This window comes from Pollutimonas harenae, assembly GCF_004153685.1.
GTDB lineage: Bacteria > Pseudomonadota > Gammaproteobacteria > Burkholderiales > Burkholderiaceae_B > Pusillimonas_C > Pusillimonas_C harenae.
Genome location: NZ_SDQD01000002.1, coordinates 581,569 through 597,619, shown reverse-complemented (window position 1 = coordinate 597,619; position 16,051 = coordinate 581,569). Strand labels below are relative to the sequence as shown.

Below are 16,051 nucleotides of genomic sequence, written 5' to 3'. Positions count from 1 at the left end.
TCTTGGTGACTATTCGGAATAATGCACGTATAAAGAAGTTCCGCTCGCGCCTTGCTGGGGAAACAGCATCACACGCGCCCCAGCCCGACGCCATACCGTACTGGCCCCCATACCGGCAAACTCGGGCTCTGGCGCCCAGCCCTCAGCACGCAACTGCCTGCGCACATATGACGTTAGGGTTTGTATAGGCAAGGCAACGCTGTAAACCTGCTGAACAACCTTCTTGTTGCCCAGGGTGCTTTGATGATCGAACTGTTGTCTGGCTTGTGGCGGAAGCCATATGAATGAAGATTTCGCCGCGTACCGACCTTGTGCGAGACCATCGACCTCTACGTGTAGGGCTGACACATAACCCTGAGAACCCGAGGTAGATGTATCGACTTCAGCCAACCAATGCCAGTCCGAGCGCAAGCCCGATAACACCACTTTGGAGTTCAGCTTCAGGATGCGCTCAAACAAGCCGGAGTGCTGAGCCAGTGCTTGCGCAGCAGGTATCACGGCATCATTGGACGAGAAGCGTCGTACATACATTGGCACACCGGATAATTGCATCGTTTGCTGCGCTTCCCACTCAAAGCCGGGTATAGTCAGGGCCGCCAGGCTTTCAGTTACGGAAGCCTGAGCCAAGGCAGGCGGGAAAAGCAAGGCCAATATGACCGTTGACAAGATCAGCTGTAAGCTGCCGCACAAGGGCAGCTTCTTGATTCGACGACGTCGCAACCATACATTGATAAAGTTCATTCTGGCTCCTTGACGGGATGAGCAAGGCGTGCTGCCGGGACATGGCCAGCCCATGGACTCAACCAGTCCAGCACTGGCCGCGCGCGATGCCAGGGCGCATCAACTGCTGCCATAGCGGCGTCAACTTTTTTACCCATATCGACCGAAGCACGCGCACTGTCAGACCAAGCCTGCGTTGACTGCGCCACAACTTGCTGGACCCTGGTATCGTTCGAAGCATGTCCGGCGCCTTCAAGTATGGCTGTATGCCGACGTAGCTGCGGGTAGTCGTTGAATGCTCCAAGACCCAGCACACTATTACCGGCCACGTCGACAGTGCCGGACCCGGGCAAGAAATGTACCGCAGCATTGACAATACCCTCGTCTTGTATGCCCCAGTCATCACGCAATGACACGGCCATGGCATCGATACCGCCTGGTTGTCCTGCCTGGCTCAATACAGATGCTCGTTTGAAATCGAACTGCACCTGATGCAAAGACGAAGCCAATAAGGAATGGCCGCTGCGATCTTTCCATTGATGTGCAGGCCCCTGAAAATAGTGCGCTCTTATACCGTAATCAATATGAGCTGCAGGATTGCGAGTGTAGGCAAATGCCGCTAGACCACTCGCATGCTGGGCCGACAAGGCCATATCTTGCAAACGACCCAGCCAAGCCACCGCCACCCATATGGATGCCAGGACTACCATAGCCACAAGTCCCTCGGCCAAAGCCTGCCCACCCTGCGTGACTTTCGCGCTCATGGCTGCCTCATTTTTGAGTCAGTAGCGTCCTTATGGATGGCCAGACGAGCTTGCCAGTAGGGGTTGAACAAACTGGCCTGTTCAATGCGTGCGTCACTACGGAGCTCTGGACGATCAAAGAAGGTTTCTGCAGCACTACGGGTACTGACTATGAGGCCGTCGGGACCAGGATGACGCAGGCTTACAGAGAACCCTAGAGATGTAATAGCTGCTTTGGAGGCCACATCAAAATAGGAAGGCAACCCGCCACCTTGCCAACGCTGGCGAGACGCCACGGCACGCGAGTTCGCAAGTGGATTGGCACTGTCAGAAGTGATGTCCCAGTTCGTCGCCTCCTGAACCCAACGCCAGAAATCCTGTGCCGCAAAATCAGCAGGAGGATCATCAACATGGGGTTGGCCTATGGTTTGCGTCTGGGCGCTTGGAATCCAGCCCCACCCCATTGCATATTCGCGAAAATAGCAGCCTATCCAGCGGTTGGACCGTAGGGCATGAAAAGACAAAGTATCGGCAGATTGCCAACGGCCTTGCTGGTCGAGCTCGGTACCGCCACGACGACGCAACTGATGCCGCATGCCCGGACAGCGCGCATCGACGACCCAGTTGTTGAATGCCGTATCATTGCGCGGCGACAGGAACTCATACAACAGAGCAACGTCTTCGACCAGGTTGCGTAATTGCCCATGACCTGATTGGCGCTGCACATAGCCAGGCCAGTTATCGTGATCCAGAGTCAGATCAAACCGGATCGATGCCGCCTGTTCGGGATAGTTTGTTCTTAACACAGCCTGCATGGCCTGCTCTCGTGCTTGAGGCAGTGTTGCGACGATTGCATCCTGTGCTGTATTGAGCACGGCACGCACCGCGTGATCGTGCCCGCCGTAGGCGCGGGCAAGGTCAGCCTGAGGCATGGCCAAACCACTAAAGCCCGACGCCTGTGACGCGGCACGATAGGCGGCGCCATGTTCTGGACCAAACAGCATGCTGATCAAATGTGGGGGTGGATTGCCGGATGCCAACTGCCTGGCTTGTGCTCCGCCCAATGAGGCCCATGAACCCAGGGTAACCAGATGTGCCATGGCCAGTTGGTGACCTATGTGTGCACGGTTGATATATGACAGCATATTCATGGCTCGTGCCTGTATCAACGCGCCGCTATATGCGGTGGCATCCAGGGCATGCAGCTGCCTGGCCTTGGCGCCCACCATTTGCCCGACTGCAAAATACCGGATCAACACCAACAAGGCCGCACCCAACAGCAAAGTGGCAAGTACCAATGCCTGACCCTGTTGAGCCGGACAGGCAGTATGCTTGTTATAGAAAATCATTGGCCTGCACCGGCATTTCCGGTGAACGATTTAAGTGTTTTGGCTGCCACCTGAGCCGCCGCTGCCTCGGCTGCGGTTTGCGCCATACGCGACTGCTCGGACCCGTCTTCGCCAGCCAGCTCCTTGGCCATGGCCGCTGTTTGTGATCGGACTACTTGCCCGAATAGTTGATAGACAGCGATGGCCGCAACAGCAACCAACGCCACTACAATTATGTATTCGGTCATACCTTGACCGCGTTGCGCATCATGTTTCTTGTGCACCACACTCTCCCGTCTCATCATCACGACTGCAGTGTGCACCCGCAAAAGCAAGCCAACAATTCGCAGATGCCGAGTTGGGCAAAGCCATCAACCCGGCTAAAGTGATCATGATCCAGCTAACCTAGCTACTCGCAGGAACTCACCCCAATCTTGAAGGAGCGTGTCTTGAATCAGGAACAATGGAATCAGGTTGATGACTATTTTTCGGCCACGTTGGCGCCGTCCGACCCGGTGCTGGATGCCGCGCTGGCCGACAGCCATGCGGCCGGCCTGCCAGCCATCAACGTGGCGCCCAACCAGGGCAAGCTGCTGCAATTGCTGGCCCGTATCAGCGGCGCCCGCCGTATTCTTGAAATTGGCACGCTGGGCGGCTACAGCACTATCTGGCTGGCACGTGCTCTGCCACCAGGCGGCAGCATTGTTACGCTGGAACTGGAACCCGAACACGCCAAGGTAGCGCAGGCCAACCTGCAGCGCGCCGGCTTTGGCGATGCTGTTAGTGTCAAGGAGGGCAATGCAGTCGATACATTAAAAAGCCTGGTCGCAGACCAGGTCGAGCCTTTCGATTTTGTCTTCATCGACGCCGACAAGCAGAACAATCCGCACTATCTGGAATGGTCGCTCAAGCTTTCCCGGCCGGGCACGGTTATTGTCACCGACAATGTGGTGCGCAAGGGTGGTGTCGCCGACCTCAGCAATCACGACCCCGACGTCGAAGGCGTGCGCAGCCTGTTTACCATGGCTGCTGCCAACCCTAGTTTAAGCAGTACCGCCGTGCAAACGGTAGGCACCAAGGGCTGGGACGGCTTCGCGATTACTGTAGTGTCAGGCTAGGCTGAGGCCATTCCAGCCAGCACCGGGTTACCAAACACCGCGCCATCGTGGCCCACTACCACGCCATCAGGCAAAGTATTGGCCTCGTCCATCAACCAGACATCCAGGCCGTGGCTGATATGCGTCAACACGGCCTGTTTTACATTCAGCGCATGTATGGTGTCCAATGCACGGCTCAAGTCGTTGTGGTTGCGTGGTGCGGTGGTGGTCGGGGCGAAAGAGCAGTCCAGCACCAGTAAATCCAGGGGCTGACGCGCCAGAAAAGCCTGTGTATCGGGCGGCAGCCCCACCGTGTCGGTCAGGTAGGCGTAGCGCTGTCCTTCTGCTTCAAACACATAGCCGTAAGTTATTTTGGAGTGCGCCAGCGGCACGGGCGTGACCACGCATCCATCCAGTTGCGCCGGTACAAAGGCTTCAAGTTTGCGGGAAAAATCCAGTATGCCGGGATACTTGTACAAGTCGGCCAAGCCGTCAGGGTCTGGCGGCCCCAGCACGGGCAGACTCATATCCAGGCCCCATCTAAGGTGTAGCAAACCTTGCGCATGGTCGGCATGGTAATGGGTTTGGATGATGCCACTAAGGCTGCCGGGCGGAAAGCGCTCGGCCAGATCGGTTAGCCCCGCATCCACCAGCCAGCGCTGCGTACCGAACTCCAGCAGCGCCGAACAAGGCCCACGCCGGTACTGCGGCTTTGCCCGAGCACGCTCGCACGCCGCACAAAAGCAGTTGTAGACGGGTACCTGCCCTGCATTGCCTGTGCCCAATAGTGTCAGCCGCATGTCTCAATCTGCCTGTTTTTGTTTTGCCTTAAATGAGTGTAAAGCATGGTAATAGCCTGGTCGAGGGGCCCGGAATTATCGATAGTCAGCAGTGGGCTTGCACTGGAATGCTGCGGTAAAGCGGTGAACTGAATATTGCGCTCCAGCCGCGCATTGATCTGTTCGTTACCCTCGCGACCCCGGCGACTCAGCCGTTGACGCAGCAAGTCACTGTCCACCGTCAGCAAAACGGGCAACAAGCCGCGGTAGCGTCTGCACGCTTCGGGCAGGTAGCCACGCGAGCCGTTGACCAGCACATCGCAGCCAGCTTGCAACCTGTCATCGATGTGGCGCAACACGCCGTAGGACAAGCCGTGAGCCCGCCATGCCAGGGCAAGGCGGTCATGAGCCTCCAGCCGTTCGAACTCAGCCTGCGATACCGACACAGCGTGGGGCTCATCGTGCGTGATGGGTCGGGTAACCAGCCGCGGTGCCAAATGGCAGTCACCGTCGCTCATTAAATTCAGCACGCCTTGCAGCACAGCGTCTTTACCCGCACCGGAAGGCCCCATGACATAGATCAGACGGCCAGACATCAGAACACTCTTTGTCCGCCACGCCACACTTGCTGCACCACAAACTGCTTGTCGTGCGAACGCACGCGCACCAGATCGCCACGCAGTCCCTGGCGTATCTCGCCGCGGTCATGCAAGCCGGCGGCGCGTGCAGGCGTCAGGCTGATGGTCTTGACCGCCTTGGGTAAATCATAGCTTTCGTGCTCATCCGCCAGCCTGCGCGCGGCCTGCAGCAAGCTGGCCGGATAGTAATCACTGGAAAGAATGTCGAGGACGCCCTGGTCGGCCAGGTCGGTAGCCGCAACATTGCCCGAGTGCGACCCACCGCGCACGACATTGGGTGCGCCCATCAGCACGCTCAAGCCCAGGCGATGGCTGACGGCAGCTGCTTCCACGGTGGTCGGGAATTCGGCAATGCTCATGCCGTAACCGGCCGATTCCTCGGCGTGCTCGAGCGTGGCATCGTCGTGGCTGGCCAAAGACAGGGAACGCTGGCGGCATTGCGTGGCGATCGAACGACGATAATCGTTGCTATATCGCCTGGAGTTTTCCATTTGGCGCTCAATGAATTTTTCCATCTCGGCATCGCTCATGTGGTACTTGCCTTGATAGTATTCACGGTATTTTTCCAGCTTGACGAACTGGCGTTGACCAGGCGAATGGTCCATGACAGACACCAGCTGAACCAGCGGGTTTTCTACCAGTTCATTGAACAGTTCCAGGGTTTTCTCGTGGCTCAACTCGCAACGCAGATGCAGGCGATGCTCGGCCCGAGTATGGCCATGCTGCTCGGCTTGCGTAATCGCTTGCTGCATCATCGGCAATTGCCGGAGGCGGTCACCTTTGGGGTTCACATCACCTATCGACAAGGCATCGAATACTGTAGTGATGCCCGCCGCCACAATCTGTGCATCGTGCGCCAATACGGCCGATTCCGGCGGCCAGTCCACGCCGGGGCGCGGGTTCATATACTTTTCCAGATTATCGGTATGCAGCTCGACGAAGCCCGGCATCAGATAATCACCGTCCATATCCTGTGCATGTGGCAGCGTGCAAGTACCCTGGCTGACGTCATGGATCTGGCCGTCGTGCAGCGTAACCGTGCCGAGAAAAACTTCGGAATCAGTCACGACGCGAGCATTGGTCAATATTTGGTCAGCAGGCATGGTCCAGCTCCTTGGGGCTCATATCAAGATAACGATCGGCGATGGCATCGCGTGTGGCCGCATCGTGAGAAATAGCAATCAGCGCAGAGCCTGCCGCACGGGCTTCGGCGATCAGCTCAATGACAACACTACGGTTGGCATCATCCAATGATGCAGTGGGCTCATCCAGCAACAGCACAGGCCAATGCACCATGAAGCTGCGTGCAATATTCACACGCTGCTGTTCACCCCCGGAAAACGTACCGGGAGCAAGTGACCACAAGCTATCGGGTATACCCAGGCGTTGCAGCAAATCTTGTGCGCGTCGCTCGGCTTGAGCTGGATCCAGGCTGCGCGACAGTGCCGGTTCCATCACAACATCAAGACACTTGACGCGTGGTATGACACGCAAAAACTGACTGACGTAGCCTAGCGTGCTGCGTCTGACAGCCAGGGTCTGGCGCGGTTCGGCGCCCACCATTTCTATCATCTGCCCTTCGTGCTGTATGCGTATACTGCCGGCTGCCGGCAGATAATTGCCGTACAAGGTACGCAGCAAGGTGGACTTGCCGGCACCCGAACGGCCATGCAGGATCAGACATTCGCCGGGCTGCACTGAAAAATTCAAGCCCTGCAAAACATTCAATACCACCCCATGCTGTTGATGCAGGGTAAAGGCTTTGCCAAGCCCATGGACTTCTATGACGGGATTCATGTGGTTTACCTCAAGGCTGCAATACGGACGAGACGAGTAACTGGCTGTATGCGTGCTGCGGATCATCCAGAATCTGGTCAGTCAGTCCGGCCTCGACCACGCGAGAGCGACGCATGACCATTAATCGATCGGCCAGCAACCGAGCCACGGCCAGGTCGTGCGTCACGATCACGACGGCCAGCTGTAATTCACGTACCAGGCTGCGCAGCAAGTCCAGCAAATGCGCTTGCACCGATACATCCAGGCCACCGGTAGGCTCATCCATGAAGATCAGACGCGGGCTGGAAACCAGATTGCGGGCTATCTGCAGCCTTTGTTGCATGCCGCCCGAAAAGGTGCGCGGCAAGTCATCGATACGGGCTGGGTCTATCTCTACTTGTTTGAGCCACTGCAAGCCGGCCTGACGCAGTTGTCCGTAATGGCGCACCCCTTGCGCCATCAGCCGTTCACCGATGTTGGCACCGGCCGACACATTCATGCGCAGGCCATCGCGCGGATTCTGTTCAACAAAACCCCACTCCGTGCGCAGCAAGGCACGGCGCTGTGCTTCGCTTGCGCGATACAGATCCATCCCGGCCGCTTGTCGGCCGTGGTAGACGACCCGGCCGCGATCAGGCATGGTGCGACCCGACAGCACGCTGAGCAAGGTAGATTTACCCGACCCCGACTCGCCGACAATACCCAGCACTTCGCCGGGGTACAGCTGGAAAGATACGTCCTGACAACCCTTGTCGGGCCCATACAGCAAGGTCAGGTCTTGTACGGATAACAGTGGATTCATGATGTAACTTCCTGAGCGGCCGAGCGTTGTCCGCAATAATCGGTGTCTGAGCAAACAAACTTACGCGAGCCCTGGTCGTCCACAATCAACTCGTCCAGGTAAGAGTCATGACTGCCGCAAAACGCGCAGCTTTGATCCCAGGTAGGCAGCTCAAACGGATAGTCCTCGAAGTCCAGGCTGTTTACCTGGGTATACGGCGGTACGGCATACAGGCGTTTTTCTCGCCCGGCACCGAACAGCATCAAGGCTGGGCTCATGTGGAGTTTGGGATTGTCGAATTTTGGAATGGGCGACGGGTCCATCACGTAGCGCCCGTCCACCATGACCGGATAGGCATAGGTGGTGGCGATATGCCCATAAGTGGCAATGTCTTCATACAGCTTGACATGCATGACGCCATAGTCGTTCAGGGCATGCATGGCGCGTGTTTCGGAATCCGACGGTTCGATAAAGCGTAAGGGCTCCGGAATGGGTACTTGATAGACCATGATCTGACCCGGGCGCAAAGGGACTTCCGGTATGCGATGGCGGGTCTGGATCAGGGTGGCCTGCTCGGTATGGGTCGTCGTCGCAACACCCGCCGTACGGGTAAAAAAGCGCCGGATGGAGACGGCATTAGTCGTGTCATCCGCTCCCTGGTCTATGACCTTGAGTACGTCGTCACGACCCAGCAAGGCTGCCGTCACCTGCATGCCACCAGTACCCCAGCCATAAGGCAAAGGCATCTCGCGGCCGCCGAAAGGCACCTGATAGCCTGGAATCGCCACCGCTTTCAATAGCCCGCGCCGCAGGCTGCGCTTGGTCTGCTCATCGAGATAAGCATAGTTGTAGCCCGGCTCGGCTTCGTTTGTCTTGAGGTGCATGGTCATGCCCGTTTCTCCTCTTGTTCCGCTGCGTCCTGTACAGGTCCTCGACGCAGTCTGCGTATCAGATCCAGCTCTGACTGGAAGTCAACGTAATGCGGTAGTTTCAGGTGTGATACAAAACCCGCTGCCTCGACGTTGTCGCAGTGCATGAGCACAAACTCTTCTTGCTGAGCAGGCGATTCAATATCTTCCTGATATTCGTGAGCGCGCAAGGCACGATCAACCAGCGCCATACCCATGGCTTTGCGCTCGGCATAACCAAAGGCCAGACCATAGCCACGCGTAAATTGAGGCGGCTGCGTTTTACTACCGACAAACTGATTGATCATTTCGCACTCGGTCACTTCGATATCGCCCAGAGGCACGGCGAAATCCAGCTCTTCGGGCTCTACCCATACTTCAATCGCACCTATGCGTATCTCGCCCGCAAAGGGATGATTACGGCCATAGCCACGCTGAGTCGAATAGCCAAGCGCCAGCAGAAAACCTTCATCACCACGCGCCAGTGTTTGCAGCCGCTGTGCGCGCGAAGAAGGAAAATCCGGAGGTTCGCGCGTAATATCGGGCACTGCACCACCCTGTTCGCTTTCCACACCCACCAGGCCTTCTTGTGCCAGCATATCCACTACACGCGGGCAGGGTTGCGGCTGCCCGGCCTCCACCTCATCCATTGCCGGTAGCTCCGACCCTTCGGCCAGCAGCGAAAAATCGAGCAAGCGATGGGTATAGTCGAAAGTAGGCCCTAGCCTTTGGCCGCCCGGCAAATCCTTGAAAGTGGCCGATATGCGCCGCTCCACATTCATGACTTCGGTCTGCAGGGGAACGCTGTAGTTAAAACGCGGCAAGGTCGTGCGATAGGCACGCAGCAGGAAGATGGCTTCAAGCAAATCACCCGCGGATTGCTTGATGGCAAGAGCGGCAAGCTCTTCGTCAAACAAAGACCCTTCCGCCATCACTCGGGACACCGCAAGAGGCATTTGCTGGCGTATTTGCGCCACGCTCAGCTCAGGTACCGATATCTCTCCCCGCCTTTTCTTTGCCAGCAGGGCATGAGCATTGTCTATGGCTTGTTCGCCACCTTTCACGGCAACATACATTCAGATCACCTCTTGAATCATGGGCAGGACCTTCGTGCTGCGTGGCAATCCCAGCAGTGTGCAATCTGCAGTCAGGAATAGGTCTATGCCAATAGGGAAGTCATATTGGGTGCGCTGCGCCCAGAAGTCGGTCGGCACAGGCAAATTAACCACTTGCTTGTTCAATATGCCCGGACCGCGCCACGCCGTGGCAGGCCCACCCTCCAGACTGTCCAGCTGTATCATCACCGTGCACGACAGGTGGGGATCCCGATCATTCCCCGGATTGAAACGAGAAATATCCAGCGCTGCCTTTCCATCCAGAATCGCAAAAGCAGCCGATTTGGGCTCATCCACAATGGGGCAACCACAGTGAAACGACAGGTTGGCCCGCACTACAGGCGTATCCAGCGAGGGACTCAACCACAAGGGCGTATCGCTATCCAGCAAGCTCAGGCAAAGTGCATAGGTGGCTGACGCCAGCCCACCGAGCCCCGGAGCATCGCTGACTGTCTGCGGCTGTCCGGGTTCGGACAAGGCGCTCAAGGCCTGGCGAAATACCTGCTGTGCTGTATGAACTGGCTCGGCAAAAGCCGGCAATAGTTGGTTTTCCATCAGTCGTCTTCTCCCCTTACCATGGTGACGAAGTCCACTTTCGTGGCGGCGCTTTGTGCCTCTTTGGCGGCACGTGCAGCCACCTGTTCCCGATGCAAGGGTTCAATCAGCTGAGTCATCCAATAATCACGACGTTCACCCTGCAAATGAGCATCGGCCAATGCCGCCAGCTCCGCATGTGCTTTACTGCGACCCGCCACATAGCTATAACCATGACAACCATCGGCCAGTTGCACCACGCAACGCGTCACAGTCATCTCACCCAGATTGAAGGGTTCGCCGCTTGCACCGGTGCGGCCACGAACCATAACCATGCCGATTTCGGCAGGCCTGATATAGCGGTGTGTATCTTGCCGCAATGCGTCGTCGTACTTGGCCAGTTGCTTGCCGGCGCATGCCAGTACCTGCATCCATTGCTGACGCGGTGCAAGCGCACCCTCGTCGGCTTCGACATCCAGACTAGACTTCATGTTGTTCTCCTGAAATAACGTGATACTTGAAACGATCGGCGCGTGTGATGGAGTTGGACAGTTCGAATGAGGCGCCATCGGCATCGCAAGAAAGTGTGCGTATGCTCAGGACTGGCGTATGCCTGGGCATCAACAGATGCAAGGCATCACGCTGGGATGGAGCCCGCGCTCCTATCAATGTGGACATGCGCTTGAGTCTGACACCCTGCTGTCCCAAATACAGGCGCATCGAACCGCCTTTGTATGCTTGCACCAAGTCCTGATGCCGCTCGGCAAAACAGTGGCTAATCAGGCTGATAGGTTGCTGGTCCAGCAGACGTAGCGTTTCAATCTCCAGCACCGGCTCGTTATCTGCCAGCGCCAGGGCTTGTGCCTCTTCCGCTGTTCCAGCACGCTTACGCTTGCTCAGTACGATGGCCTCGGAGCTGAAGCCCATATGTTCCAGAGTTTTGCTATAGGCACTAGCGGCATGCACCGGATAGATAATGGGACGCGGTAGCACACAAGTTCCTCGCCCCTTGCGACGCAGTACCCGTCCTTCCGCAATCAGCTCATCAACAGCGCGTCGCAAAGTGTGGCGGTTGACGCCAAAACTCATAGATAGCGCAGCCTCCGAGGGCAGGTAGTCACCTGCCGCGTAGCTGTCCAGCTGCTCGCGCAATGCCTGAGCCAGCTCAAGATATCTAGGTGTAACTTGTCTAGACATGTACATGTTTACTGAAAGGCGGACGGACCGCCTGGCTCCTGTTTAAATGAAATGCTTGCGTAAACGCTGCGACACGATATCGATGATGCTCACCGCAACAATGATGATGATGAGAATGGCGCAAGTCTGCGCTAGCTGAAACCCTCGTATGGCTTCCCACAAGGTCACTCCTATGCCGCCCGCCCCTACCATGCCTACGACTGTGGCCGAGCGGACATTCGACTCGAAGCGATAAAGCGAATAGGAAATCCACAATGGCAGCACCTGAGGGATCACACCGTAGATGACCTCCTGCAGACTGCTGGAGCCGGTTGCTCTTACGCCTTCCACCGGGCCTGGTTCTATCGCTTCGACCGCCTCGGCAAATAGCTTGGCCAGCACACCCGTCGTACCGATAAACAAGGCCATCACACCCGCGAACGGCCCCAGGCCTACGGCCACCACAAACAGCATGGCGAAGACCATTTCGTTGATGGAACGAAAGGCATCCATGATCCGGCGCACCGGCTGGCAAATCCACCACGGCGTGATGTTTTCAGAACACAATATGCCCAGAGGTATGGAGCACACAATCGCCAGTGCTGTCCCCCATACAGCGATCTGTATGGTGACCAGCATTTCACTCATGTAGAACTTCCAGTTGCGAAAATCCGGAGGAAAAAAATCGGCGAGAAAGGTCCGCATATTATCGGCATCGCGCCAGAGCATGGCGGGGTTCATTTCAGCCCCCTCCCATGACCAGGCAAGGATCAAGGCCAGCATGCCCCAGGCAAACCACTGAGACCACGAACGCTTGGGCGCCCGGTAGGACAAAGGAGTAGATACCAAACTTGTCATAAAAAAAACCGTGTTTGAGTCTGCGCATTCTTGCGCGTCACCATGACGCGCAAGAATGCCGGGGGATTACTTGGCGTTGGCCAACTTCTTGTCCAGCTCATCCATACGGACGGCCAGCTCTTCAAGATCAGCGTCCAGCGTGGCAAGCTTTGCCTGCTTATCGCTGTCACTCAGCGTGGTGTCGGCGACAACCTGGCTGCGTTGCTTGAACAGCTCAAGCTGACGGATGGGCAACAACTGGTCGTTGCTCGAAACACGAAACTTGCCCCACTGCAAGCCGGCCAAGATGTCCAGCTCTTGCTGATTGGCGCCGTAATTCTTGAAGAAAGCCAGTATCTTCTGCTTGGTTTCTTCAGGCAGATTCTTGCGCCACACTATTGGGTCGGAGGGGATCAGGGGTGATTTCCAGATTGCCTTCAACTGAGCTGCCTTCTCGGGATTCGTATCTTTCAGACGATCCATACCCTCGGTATTGAAGGTGGCAACATCAACCTGTTTGTTGGCAACACTCAATGCATTGACCTCATGGCTGGCATTCAATGTGCGTTTGAAGATTTTCTTGGGTTCAACGTTATTCTTGGCAAATACGTAGTAGCCAGGGACCAGAAAGCCCGAGGTCGAGTTGGGATCGCCATTGCCAAAGTTGAGATCCTTGGCGTTCTTGAGCATGTCTTCGACCGAATTGATGGGGCTGTCTTTATGCGCAATCAACAGGCTCCAGTAACCCGGTTTGCCATCGGCCGCCACGGTTTGCATGAAGACTTCACCACCTGCGCGGTCAACAGCTTCCATGGCAGACTTGTTGCCATACCAGGCCACATCAACCTTATCGAAGCGCATACCCTGGATGATGCCGGCATAGTCAGGCGCAAAATAGGCATTGATCTTCATGCCGGTTTGTTTACTCATATCGGCCAGGAAGGGATCCCAGTGCGACTTCAGGTTCTGGGACGATTCCGTTGAAATGATCCCGAAATTCAATTCCTTGAGTTCCGCTGCATGAGCTACAGCAAAAAAGGACATGCCAGTAACCGCGGTGGCTACCAGCGCTTTGCGAACACCTTTGAACATATTGCTACTCCTGCGGTGCCGAAGGCACCTGTCTAGACAAGTCAACACAAAAAAACCTGGGGCGCCCAAGGCGCATCAGGCGGCAATTAAAGAAACGGGGAGCGGTATGTCCCGCTGACGTTGCTCGCGGACGGGCAACAATAGGCCGGTATCAAGGTCACCGTCGTACAGATCATTCAGGAATGTGCCGCTTAGTGCCTGCACCGTACCGTCGTAATGAATGCGGCCTGCCTTGAGTGCGACAACACGCTCGCAATAGCGCACGGCGTAATCCACCTGGTGCAGGGTTACCACGACCGTCTTTCCATCTTTCTCATTGATGTCGGCCAGAATATCCATGACCTTGCGTGCCGATTCAGGATCAAGTGAGGCAATGGGCTCATCGGCCAGAATCACTTCAGCCTCCTGGGTCAGGGCTCGGGCAATCGCCACTCGTTGTTGCTGTCCACCCGATAAGGTAGAGGCGCGACGATGAGCGTATTCGGCCAGCCCCACTCTTTCCAGCGCGGCCATGGCGCGTTGCTTTTCTTCTTGACTGAACAAGCCCAGCGAGCCTCGCCAGCGTGGCATGCGACCCAAACGTCCCAGCAATACATTGCTGAGTACGCTCAATCGGCCCACCAGATTGAATTGTTGAAAGATATAGCCTATTTCGGCCCGCAAACGGCGTACCTGCCCATTCAGGCGACCTTCCGCCTGGACCGACTGGCCCAAAACCCGTATGGAGCTGCTATCGTGCCTATTGCCGCAGGCCAAGCCCGCCAAGTGCCGCAGCAGGGTCGATTTACCTGAACCCGATGCGCCAATCAGCGCAACCATTTCGCCTGGCTCGACGGCCAGACCCAAATCGAACAGCACTTGCTTGCCGCCAAAGCTTTTGTTCAAGCCTGTGACATGAATTGCTGGGTGCATAGATGACATCCTAAAAAAATCCGGGCGACTAACGCCTTACAGGACAGCATCTTAGAAAGTGCAGATGACCAGCAGATTAATCAGTCATGACATTTTTATGACCTGGCAAATGATTGAGGACAAAAAAAACCGGGCAAGAGCCCGGCTTTTTGATGACAAACCGCCTGATACAGGCGTTTGTAGTGGTGATGCTACTTCACGGAATTGGAAATGGCATTACCTGCTTTGCTGATGTCTTCTCCCGCCCCTTCGACGGTATTGGTGCAACCGACCATGCCCAGACATGCCGTCAGAGCAAATAAGGCCAGAATTTTCTTCGTCATAACGATTCCTTCTTTGACATGAGGTTTTGTGGTGTTTAGTTTGCTATCTTGACTCGCAGCTCACCCAGGCCAGCGACAGCGCCCACCATAGTGTCGCCTGCAACAACCGGCCCTACACCTTCGGGGGTGCCGGTAAAGATAATATCACCAGCTTTCAGCTCAAACAGGCCCGACAAATACGAAATGGACTCGGCAATATTCCATATCATTTGCGACAGGTCGCTGGACTGCCTGGATTCGCCATTCACGCTCAGCGAAATGGCTCCTGTATTCAGAGTGCCGGTCTTGTCGCGCGGGTGCAGCGGACCTATGGGTGCTGACAGGTCAAAAGCCTTGCCGACTTCCCAGGGGCGTCCTTGCTTCTTGGCTTCGCCCTGCAAATCACGCCGTGTCATGTCCAGACCAATGGCATAGCCCCAGACACACTGAGCCGCCTCTTCAACGGTCAGATCGCGGCCGCCCTTGCTCAGTGCCACGACGAGTTCAATTTCGTAATGCAAGTTGGACGTTTTGGGCGGGTAAGGCATATTGCCTACTTCGCCATCAGCCACATTCATTAACGCGTCGGCGGGTTTGCAAAAGAAAAATGGATCTTCCCTACCCGTAAAGCCCATTTCCTTGGCATGCTCGGCGTAGTTACGCCCAACACAATAGACACGCCTGACCGGAAACACAGCATTTGAGCCAGCTACCGACAGCGCCGAAACCGGCAAAGCAGGTATGACGGTGTCCATTTATTTTGCTCCTTTGGCGTAACGCTCTACGCTATCGCTGATTTCCTTCCAGGCTGCCTCAGGGCCGTCCCAGCCCTTGACCTTGACCCATTTGCCCTTTTCCAGATCTTTATAGTGCTCGAAGAAGTGCTGGATACGGGCCAGCTCTTCTTCGGGCAAATCAGAGGCGCTCTTGATATTGCGATACGGAGGATAAAGCTTGTCTACGGGCACGGCCAGCAGTTTGGCATCCCCACCTGCTTCGTCGTCCATCTGCAGCACGCCAATAGCCCGTGAGCGAACTACGGCGCCCACCTGTATGGGGAACGGAGCCAATACCAGGACATCGACAGGATCGCCGTCGTCGGAAATGGTTTGAGGAATATAGCCATAATTACATGGGTAATGCATAGCCGTCAGCATGAAGCGATCAACAAATACGGTGCCAGAGTCTTTATCGACTTCGTATTTGACCGGATCGGCGTTCATGGGTATTTCGATAACGACATTGAATTCTTCAGGCAATTTATTGCCCGCGGGTACTCGGTCCAAGCTCATGCTTAATCTAACCTTTAGGAT

The 16,051-nt window shown here is 56.1% G+C and carries 21 protein-coding genes; 1 reads left to right on the top strand and 20 read right to left on the bottom strand.

Features of this window, described 5'->3' with window-relative positions:
• Positions 1-9: 9 nt before the first annotated feature.
• The 4 genes from ERD84_RS09645 to ERD84_RS09630 are packed head-to-tail and all read right to left on the bottom strand — an operon-like array spanning position 10 to position 3,093.
• Positions 10-741, bottom strand: coding sequence for a hypothetical protein (locus ERD84_RS09645; RefSeq protein WP_130039402.1), 732 nt, complete (start codon positions 739-741; stop codon positions 10-12).
• On the bottom strand, positions 738-1,484 hold the full coding sequence (locus ERD84_RS09640) for a hypothetical protein (protein WP_130039401.1): 747 nt from the start codon (positions 1,482-1,484) through the stop codon (positions 738-740). Before ERD84_RS09640 ends, ERD84_RS09645 begins: the two co-directional genes overlap by 4 nt.
• On the bottom strand, positions 1,481-2,812 hold the full coding sequence (locus ERD84_RS09635; protein WP_130039400.1) for a hypothetical protein: 1,332 nt from the start codon (positions 2,810-2,812) through the stop codon (positions 1,481-1,483). Before ERD84_RS09635 ends, ERD84_RS09640 begins: the two co-directional genes overlap by 4 nt.
• Entirely contained in the window at positions 2,809-3,093 is a 285-nt protein-coding gene (locus tag ERD84_RS09630; protein ID WP_130040020.1) for a hypothetical protein, read from the bottom strand. Before ERD84_RS09630 ends, ERD84_RS09635 begins: the two co-directional genes overlap by 4 nt.
• Before the next feature lie 147 nt (positions 3,094-3,240).
• Between ERD84_RS09630 and ERD84_RS09625 the strand changes: the two genes are divergently transcribed.
• Entirely contained in the window at positions 3,241-3,909 is a 669-nt protein-coding gene (locus ERD84_RS09625) for an O-methyltransferase (RefSeq protein ID WP_130039399.1), read from the top strand.
• Here ERD84_RS09625 and phnP read toward each other — a convergent pair.
• The 16 genes from phnP to ppa all read right to left on the bottom strand — a co-directional run bounded on the left by phnP (position 3,906) and on the right by ppa (position 16,030).
• Entirely contained in the window at positions 3,906-4,688 is a 783-nt protein-coding gene (phnP, locus tag ERD84_RS09620) for a phosphonate metabolism protein PhnP (protein WP_130039398.1), read from the bottom strand. The genes ERD84_RS09625 and phnP overlap by 4 nt on opposite strands.
• The gene (gene phnN / locus ERD84_RS09615; RefSeq protein WP_130039397.1) at positions 4,679-5,263 is read right to left on the bottom strand and encodes a phosphonate metabolism protein/1,5-bisphosphokinase (PRPP-forming) PhnN; all 585 of its coding nucleotides are present in this window, start codon (positions 5,261-5,263) and stop codon (positions 4,679-4,681) included. Before phnN ends, phnP begins: the two co-directional genes overlap by 10 nt.
• Complete coding sequence (locus ERD84_RS09610) at positions 5,263-6,408, bottom strand: alpha-D-ribose 1-methylphosphonate 5-triphosphate diphosphatase (protein WP_130039396.1); 1,146 nt, start codon at positions 6,406-6,408, stop codon at positions 5,263-5,265. Before ERD84_RS09610 ends, phnN begins: the two co-directional genes overlap by 1 nt.
• Positions 6,398-7,102 carry a phosphonate C-P lyase system protein PhnL gene (gene phnL / locus ERD84_RS09605; RefSeq protein WP_130039395.1) on the bottom strand — a complete coding sequence of 235 codons (705 nt, stop codon included), beginning with the start codon at positions 7,100-7,102 and terminating at the stop codon, positions 6,398-6,400. The genes ERD84_RS09610 and phnL overlap by 11 nt, the downstream gene beginning before the upstream one ends.
• A gap of 10 nt (positions 7,103-7,112) precedes the next feature.
• Positions 7,113-7,883, bottom strand: a complete 771-nt coding sequence (gene phnK / locus ERD84_RS09600; RefSeq protein WP_130039394.1) for a phosphonate C-P lyase system protein PhnK — start codon at positions 7,881-7,883, stop codon at positions 7,113-7,115.
• Positions 7,880-8,752, bottom strand: a complete 873-nt coding sequence (locus ERD84_RS09595; protein WP_130039393.1) for an alpha-D-ribose 1-methylphosphonate 5-phosphate C-P-lyase PhnJ — start codon at positions 8,750-8,752, stop codon at positions 7,880-7,882. Before ERD84_RS09595 ends, phnK begins: the two co-directional genes overlap by 4 nt.
• Positions 8,749-9,846 (bottom strand): carbon-phosphorus lyase complex subunit, encoded by a 1,098-nt coding sequence (locus ERD84_RS09590; RefSeq protein ID WP_130039392.1) that lies wholly within the window; start codon positions 9,844-9,846, stop codon positions 8,749-8,751. Before ERD84_RS09590 ends, ERD84_RS09595 begins: the two co-directional genes overlap by 4 nt.
• Complete coding sequence (phnH, locus tag ERD84_RS09585; RefSeq protein WP_130039391.1) at positions 9,847-10,440, bottom strand: phosphonate C-P lyase system protein PhnH; 594 nt, start codon at positions 10,438-10,440, stop codon at positions 9,847-9,849.
• Positions 10,440-10,910, bottom strand: coding sequence for a phosphonate C-P lyase system protein PhnG (phnG, locus tag ERD84_RS09580; RefSeq protein ID WP_130039390.1), 471 nt, complete (start codon positions 10,908-10,910; stop codon positions 10,440-10,442). Before phnG ends, phnH begins: the two co-directional genes overlap by 1 nt.
• Positions 10,900-11,616 (bottom strand): phosphonate metabolism transcriptional regulator PhnF, encoded by a 717-nt coding sequence (gene phnF / locus ERD84_RS09575; RefSeq protein ID WP_245150660.1) that lies wholly within the window; start codon positions 11,614-11,616, stop codon positions 10,900-10,902. Before phnF ends, phnG begins: the two co-directional genes overlap by 11 nt.
• A 42-nt stretch (positions 11,617-11,658) precedes the next feature.
• A complete protein-coding gene (phnE, locus tag ERD84_RS09570) occupies positions 11,659-12,453 on the bottom strand; it encodes a phosphonate ABC transporter, permease protein PhnE (protein WP_130039388.1) in 795 nt (264 codons plus the stop codon).
• A gap of 66 nt (positions 12,454-12,519) precedes the next feature.
• Entirely contained in the window at positions 12,520-13,524 is a 1,005-nt protein-coding gene (gene phnD, locus ERD84_RS09565) for a phosphonate ABC transporter substrate-binding protein (RefSeq protein WP_130039387.1), read from the bottom strand.
• A 75-nt stretch (positions 13,525-13,599) separates the two neighbouring features.
• Positions 13,600-14,436, bottom strand: coding sequence for a phosphonate ABC transporter ATP-binding protein (gene phnC, locus ERD84_RS09560; protein ID WP_130039386.1), 837 nt, complete (start codon positions 14,434-14,436; stop codon positions 13,600-13,602).
• A gap of 191 nt (positions 14,437-14,627) precedes the next feature.
• Complete coding sequence (locus tag ERD84_RS09555; RefSeq protein WP_130039385.1) at positions 14,628-14,759, bottom strand: entericidin A/B family lipoprotein; 132 nt, start codon at positions 14,757-14,759, stop codon at positions 14,628-14,630.
• Between the two features lie 35 nt (positions 14,760-14,794).
• Complete coding sequence (locus tag ERD84_RS09550; RefSeq protein WP_130039384.1) at positions 14,795-15,493, bottom strand: fumarylacetoacetate hydrolase family protein; 699 nt, start codon at positions 15,491-15,493, stop codon at positions 14,795-14,797.
• Entirely contained in the window at positions 15,494-16,030 is a 537-nt protein-coding gene (ppa, locus tag ERD84_RS09545; protein WP_130039383.1) for an inorganic diphosphatase, read from the bottom strand.
• Between the last annotated feature and the right edge of the window lie 21 nt (positions 16,031-16,051).

What these genes read in the sequence shown, in the direction of transcription:
- phnC (WP_130039386.1), bottom strand. Translation starts at nt 14,436, where the DNA reads ATGCACCCAGCAATTCATGTCACAGGCTTGAACAAAAGCTTTGGCGGC.
- ERD84_RS09630 (WP_130040020.1), bottom strand. Translation starts at nt 3,093, where the DNA reads ATGAGACGGGAGAGTGTGGTGCACAAGAAACATGATGCGCAACGCGGT.
- phnN (WP_130039397.1), bottom strand. Translation starts at nt 5,263, where the DNA reads ATGTCTGGCCGTCTGATCTATGTCATGGGGCCTTCCGGTGCGGGTAAA.
- ERD84_RS09645 (WP_130039402.1), bottom strand. Translation starts at nt 741, where the DNA reads ATGAACTTTATCAATGTATGGTTGCGACGTCGTCGAATCAAGAAGCTG.
- ERD84_RS09590 (WP_130039392.1), bottom strand. Translation starts at nt 9,846, where the DNA reads ATGTATGTTGCCGTGAAAGGTGGCGAACAAGCCATAGACAATGCTCAT.
- ERD84_RS09610 (WP_130039396.1), bottom strand. Translation starts at nt 6,408, where the DNA reads ATGCCTGCTGACCAAATATTGACCAATGCTCGCGTCGTGACTGATTCC.
- ERD84_RS09555 (WP_130039385.1), bottom strand. Translation starts at nt 14,759, where the DNA reads ATGACGAAGAAAATTCTGGCCTTATTTGCTCTGACGGCATGTCTGGGC.
- phnG (WP_130039390.1), bottom strand. Translation starts at nt 10,910, where the DNA reads ATGAAGTCTAGTCTGGATGTCGAAGCCGACGAGGGTGCGCTTGCACCG.
- ERD84_RS09595 (WP_130039393.1), bottom strand. Translation starts at nt 8,752, where the DNA reads ATGACCATGCACCTCAAGACAAACGAAGCCGAGCCGGGCTACAACTAT.
- ppa (WP_130039383.1), bottom strand. Translation starts at nt 16,030, where the DNA reads ATGAGCTTGGACCGAGTACCCGCGGGCAATAAATTGCCTGAAGAATTC.
- phnF (WP_245150660.1), bottom strand. Translation starts at nt 11,616, where the DNA reads ATGTCTAGACAAGTTACACCTAGATATCTTGAGCTGGCTCAGGCATTG.
- phnH (WP_130039391.1), bottom strand. Translation starts at nt 10,440, where the DNA reads ATGGAAAACCAACTATTGCCGGCTTTTGCCGAGCCAGTTCATACAGCA.
- phnD (WP_130039387.1), bottom strand. Translation starts at nt 13,524, where the DNA reads ATGTTCAAAGGTGTTCGCAAAGCGCTGGTAGCCACCGCGGTTACTGGC.
- phnE (WP_130039388.1), bottom strand. Translation starts at nt 12,453, where the DNA reads ATGACAAGTTTGGTATCTACTCCTTTGTCCTACCGGGCGCCCAAGCGT.
- phnK (WP_130039394.1), bottom strand. Translation starts at nt 7,883, where the DNA reads ATGAATCCACTGTTATCCGTACAAGACCTGACCTTGCTGTATGGGCCC.
- ERD84_RS09550 (WP_130039384.1), bottom strand. Translation starts at nt 15,493, where the DNA reads ATGGACACCGTCATACCTGCTTTGCCGGTTTCGGCGCTGTCGGTAGCT.
- phnP (WP_130039398.1), bottom strand. Translation starts at nt 4,688, where the DNA reads ATGCGGCTGACACTATTGGGCACAGGCAATGCAGGGCAGGTACCCGTC.
- phnL (WP_130039395.1), bottom strand. Translation starts at nt 7,102, where the DNA reads ATGAATCCCGTCATAGAAGTCCATGGGCTTGGCAAAGCCTTTACCCTG.
- ERD84_RS09640 (WP_130039401.1), bottom strand. Translation starts at nt 1,484, where the DNA reads ATGAGCGCGAAAGTCACGCAGGGTGGGCAGGCTTTGGCCGAGGGACTT.
- ERD84_RS09635 (WP_130039400.1), bottom strand. Translation starts at nt 2,812, where the DNA reads ATGATTTTCTATAACAAGCATACTGCCTGTCCGGCTCAACAGGGTCAG.